The organism is Actinotalea sp. JY-7885, assembly GCF_014525465.1.
Classification (GTDB): domain Bacteria; phylum Actinomycetota; class Actinomycetes; order Actinomycetales; family Cellulomonadaceae; genus Actinotalea.
Genome location: NZ_JACEXH010000308.1, coordinates 1 through 1749 on the forward strand (window position 1 = coordinate 1; position 1749 = coordinate 1749).

Here is a 1749-nt window from a genome sequence, read left to right on the forward strand (position 1 = left end):
CCGTCGACGTCGTCCAGGCTCGAGCGGGCGCGCACGGCCGCGAGCGCGGCGGCGAGGTCGGCGTCGGCCGGGGTCGCGTGGTGCACGTTCCCGGTGGCGACCAGCGGCAGGCGGGCGCGCGCCGCCAGCTCGGCCAGCGCGTCGCAGCGCTCGGAGTCCCACGGGTCACCCGTGTCCGAGATCTCGACGGCCACGTTGTCCCGGCCGAACAGGGCGGTGAGCCGGTCGAGCTCGACCCGCGCGGCGTCGAGGTCCCAGCGCCCGTCCGGGCCGTGCGGCTCGAGCGCGCTGCGCACGGCGCCCTTGCGGCACCCCGTCAGGACCAGCCACTGCCCGGCCGCGGCCTGGGCCAGCGTCTCGAGCCGGTGGTCGGCCATGCCCTTGGTGCCGGTCGCCAGGTGGGCCTCGGCGATCGCGCTGGACAGCGCGCGGTAGCCGTCGGGTCCGCGCGCGAGCACGAGCAGGTGCGTGGCGCGGGGGTCGGGCGTGCCCGTCGGCTCGTCGAGCACGCCGCCGGGTGCGGGCAGGTGCAGCTCGGAGCCGAAGACCGTGGGCAGCCCGGCGTCGCGCGCGGCCTGGGCGAAGCGCACGACGCCGTACAGCCCGTCGTGGTCCGTCAGCGCGAGGCCCGACAGGCCCAGCCGCGCCGCCTCGTGGACCAGCTCCTCGGGCTGGCTCGCGCCGTCGAGGAAGCTGAAGGCGGAGTGCGCGTGCAGCTCGGCGTAGCGCTCAGTCATACCGGGCCTCCACGGCCCACACGCCGTCGCGCAGCGCGAGCAGCACCGCGTGGCCGTCCGCGAGGGTGGCCTGGAGGTACACCGCGCGGCACGGGTCGGCCCCCCACCAGCGCTGGACCACGGGCCACGGCCCGGCCCAACCGGTCACCGGCGTCTCGCGCTCGGGCAGGTCCCCCTGCGCGGGCCACCACACCACGGCCGGGTCGGCGCTGACCTGCAGCCGCGCGTCGACCTGGACGCGGCGCCCGTCCGCGCCGACCAGCTGGACCACCTGCGGCTCGGTGAGCACGGTCGCCGGCGCGGGCCGGGGCAGGCTGCCCGGCCACGGCGCACCGGTGGGACGCGTCGGCGGCGGCTCCTCGCCCCACGGGACGAGCGCGACCTGGTCCCGCACCTCGCGCCCGCCCTGCAGCGCGGGCGTGAGCACCCTCTCCGCGCCGATCAGGCCCTGGACGCGGTGCAGCGCGCGCTGGGCGCGCAGGTCGGACCCGCTCGGGTTGCCCCAGAGCCTGCCCTGCTCGGCGCCGACGGCGACGACCTCCTCGGCCCGCAGCCCGAGCCGGACCAGCCGCCCGGGCTCGGGGTCGCTCAGCGCCGGGTCGGCGGACGGGCGACGCGTCCCCTGCCGGGTGAGCCAGCCCTCGAGCTGCCAGCGCACGCGGTCGGTCATCCGCGCCACGGACATGCCGCCCAGCGCCGTGTCCGTGCGCCACGTGCGGATCAGCTCGTGGCCGTCCTCCGTCCGGGCCGTGATCTGCAGCCGCCCGCAGCCGGCGCCGCGCGCCTGGAGCTGGGCGTGGAGCTCCTCGGCGAGCCGCCGCGCCGCGAACGCGGCGGCCTCGACCCGCTCGATCGGCGGGTCCATCTCCTGCTCGACGGCGACGTCGGGCTCGAGCCGTCGCAGCGCCGCCGGGCGGTCGTCGCGGCCCGAGGCGACCGCGTGGGCCCAGGCGCCGAGCGCGCCGAACCGGGTCTGCACGTCGGCGGCCGGCAGGCGCGCCAGGTCGGCCAG

General features: G+C 78.8%; 1 protein-coding gene and 1 pseudogene. Both read right to left on the reverse strand.

The window, feature by feature from the left end:
* Positions 1-737, reverse strand: a 737-nt coding sequence (locus IDM29_RS16610) for a PHP domain-containing protein (RefSeq protein ID WP_188037829.1), incomplete at its 3' end; no start/stop codon positions are given.
* Positions 730-1749 (reverse strand): annotated as a pseudogene (locus IDM29_RS16615) (DNA polymerase Y family protein); the annotation flags it as partial. The gene IDM29_RS16610 and the pseudogene IDM29_RS16615, both read right to left, overlap by 8 nt.